The sequence below is a fragment of the Vulcanococcus sp. CPBay_Sum15L08_68 genome (assembly GCF_017855895.1).
In the GTDB taxonomy this organism is placed as follows: Bacteria; Cyanobacteriota; Cyanobacteriia; order PCC-6307; family Cyanobiaceae; genus Vulcanococcus.
In genome coordinates this window covers 1-2,960 of sequence record NZ_JAFMFX010000113.1, presented here as the reverse complement: position 1 = coordinate 2,960, position 2,960 = coordinate 1, and the positions used below count along the sequence as shown (strand labels likewise).

The following is a 2,960-nucleotide window of genomic DNA, read 5'->3' as shown; positions in this document are numbered from 1 at the left end:
GGGATTGCGTAGGGCCAGCAACAAAACATCTCGGGTTGGATCCAGCGCAAAGCCACTGCGCATTTCCAATTCCCATCCCTTGAGTTCGCGCTGGTTTTGCACGACACCAGAACGGTCCAGGACTAGGACGCGTGGGGTTTGACTGTTGGTGGCTTGATCCCAGTTGGTCAGCAAGAGCCAGATGCGGTCTCCACTGCGTTCGCATGCCGTTCCCATCACGGCATCTGAGCCAATCCAGAGCTGCTTGGGTGGCTGGCCGGGCTCCAGCAGTTCCACGGATTGGCGATAGTCCGGCCACCGCCGGGTCAACAACGCCCGGCCCCCCGTGGGACAAACACTGCTCAAGTCGCGACTGCCCGGCAGAAACTGCCTGCGCGGGGGGTGGCCAGGGAGGTTGCTCAGCACCAGGCCATCGGCCTCTGGCGCAATCAGCGCTCCGCCTCCAGGAAGAAGTTGAGCCGTTCCGGATGCGTCCAGGTCAAGGCGCCGGCGTTGCCCATTGGCTTGGATCAACGTCGTGAATGAGCGGGCAAAACCGGGTGCCCCCCACTGAATCAACAGATCTCCCGTTCTGTTGCTGCTGAAGTGGCTGAATGTCAGTGGACTATCAAGCAGTCGCTTAACTCCCTGCACGGCAAGGGGTTGGGGCTTGGCCTGGAAGGTGGCCTGTTGATTGAGTTCAAGCAGCCAGGTTTCCTCGGTGCGTCCGCCACTGGTGCTGAAGGCAATTCCTGCTCCATTGCCGAGGGGTTCCACGGAGGTGATAGGGCCCTTGGCCTCGCTCAGGAGCTTCCACTGGCCATCGCGTCCAAGGAGCTCGAGTTGGTCCCCTTGGGGGCCTGGACTGACGACCACAAGCCAGGGCCTGGGATCCCACCAGAACTGTTGTCGAGCCAGAGCAACGCCGCGTTGATCGGCGCCCCCTAAAACGACCTCCAAGGGGGCTGTGATGGTTTGTCCTGGATTGAGCAGCAGGCGCAACAGGTTGCCGCTGCCTAGCCATTGATGGGCCAGCGCCGGCTTCAGCTGGCTGTCCTTGGCCACGCTGGTTCGCTCCATCGGCCTGCTGAATTCCACGCTGAGCGCTGCCGGTCCAGAGGTGACGGTGCTGGATTCCAACTTGCGCAGATGGGGCGGCCTCTGCAGCAGAACCTGTTGCTGCACTGCGGCTAAGGCCAGGCCGGCCAGCAGGAACCAGCGCAGCTGTCTCATGGTTCGAGGGGTTGCTGGGGCCTTGGGATTGATGTGATCTGTTCCGCGATCACGATGCTCTGACTTGACCCAGGGGCTGTGGACTCCACGGCCATCTGGCCGCGGATCGAGAGCCAGCTGTCTCTCTTTGGGGTGTACCCATCCGGCCAACGGATGGGTAGGCCAATCGGAGTCGCATCCGCGAGGCAGCAGCGCACCGTGAGGCGACCGAGTTGGGGGCGGCCCTCGTTGGGGGTGTAGACGAAGCCGCTGATGTTTACAGGATCACCTGCGTAGAGCGTGGGGTCCGGTTGGCTGCGCAACAGTCGAACCCAATCGGTCAAGGTCCGCTGCGAGGGCGGGAGGACAAATTCCAACTCCGATGCAGGGTTCAGGGCCTCACTGCGATTGGCGGCGAGATCGCTGAAGGACGGATTGGGTGGTGCCAACACAACCGCGATGGCCATGGCGCTGCTGAACAGCCAGGCCCGTTGGGTTTGAACGGACTCACGCGTTGCGGCTGGCTGAAGCAGTTGCTGAAGGGCCAGGGCCAAGAGGGCGAAACCGCAGAGCCCCACCAGGGGATGGAAGGCGCCCCTGAGCAGAAGGTCCAGTCGCCCGGTCAGGGTGCTCAGCACCAGGGCGGCTCCCCAGAGCCCCAAGGTCAGCGGTCGGATCAGAGCAGCCAAAGGTTGACCCATTGCCCCAGTAGCAACACAACAACACTGGCTCCAATCGCGGTGATGGCGATCGCTTTGGGCCGCATGATCACGCCAAATAGGCCCAGCAATTTGAGGTCCACCACCGGGCCCAACACCAGAAAGGCCAGCAGCGCGCCCGGTGTGATTTGAGCGGCGAAGCCCAGCGCCAGAAAGGCGTCCACGCTCGAGCAGACCGAAATCACCACGGCCATCAACATCAAGCTGAGGATCGAGAGGGTCGGCGCACCTCCAACCGCCAGAAGCCAGCTGCGAGGAAGCAGGGTTTGGACGGTGGCGGCGATCAAGCTGCCGAGGATCAGCAAGACCGCCAGGTTGAGAAACTCCCTAGAGCTGTGCTCGAGCACCGTCCTCAGGCTGGGCCGACTGGGATCCGCTCGAGGAGGCGTGGGTATTCCAAGAACACCGCTTTTGCGCTCGAGCAGGCTGGCCTCCGCCAGGGGCTGGCTGAGACGACGCTCGGCCAGCAGGCTCCTTTCCAGAAGCTGTCCCTCAGGCAGCCGCTGAAGCACCCCTGAGAGGACCACCGCCACCAACAGGGCCCCCAGGGGGCGAGCGGCGAGCAACCAGGGCTGATCGGGGAAGGCCGCCCAGGTGCTGGCCAACACAATGGGGTTCAGGACCGGGGCCGCAAACAAAAAGCCCAGTGCCGATCCCATCGAAGCGCCGCCGGCGAGCAGCCGCCGGGCCACAGGGACATTGCCGCACTCGCAGGCCGGCAGCGCAAAGCCCAGGGCTGCACCGCTGAGGGGGGCCAAGATCGGCTGATCCGGCAGCCGCTGCAGCCAACGGCCACCCGGTGCGATCCAGCGCGCCAGGCCGGCAATCAGCACGCCAATGAACAGAAAGGGCAGGGCCTCAATCAGAAGTCCCTGGAAGATCGCCCAAATCGTCGCGATTCGAGCCAAGGGCGCTTGCTACGTCTGACGCTTCAGTCTCGCCCAATCAGCGCGGCGGCGGAACCGCCCGTCCCGGTGAGGCTGGCCGCGGGCTTGGCTTGCTCTTGCGCGACCTCGCTGTAGAAGCTGGTGTCCAGGTTGCTCAGCAGTG

General features: G+C 63.8%; 3 protein-coding genes. All 3 read right to left on the bottom strand.

Annotated elements, in window-relative coordinates:
- Positions 1-1,212, bottom strand: a 1,212-nt coding sequence (locus QZ189_RS11025; protein WP_296421788.1) for a hypothetical protein, incomplete at its 3' end; no start/stop codon positions are given.
- Complete coding sequence (locus tag QZ189_RS11020; RefSeq protein ID WP_363155748.1) at positions 1,209-1,880, bottom strand: TIGR03943 family protein; 672 nt, start codon at positions 1,878-1,880, stop codon at positions 1,209-1,211. The genes QZ189_RS11020 and QZ189_RS11025, both read right to left, overlap by 4 nt.
- A complete protein-coding gene (locus QZ189_RS11015; protein WP_296421782.1) occupies positions 1,868-2,818 on the bottom strand; it encodes a permease in 951 nt (316 codons plus the stop codon). Before QZ189_RS11015 ends, QZ189_RS11020 begins: the two co-directional genes overlap by 13 nt.
- Positions 2,819-2,960 lie beyond the last annotated feature (142 nt).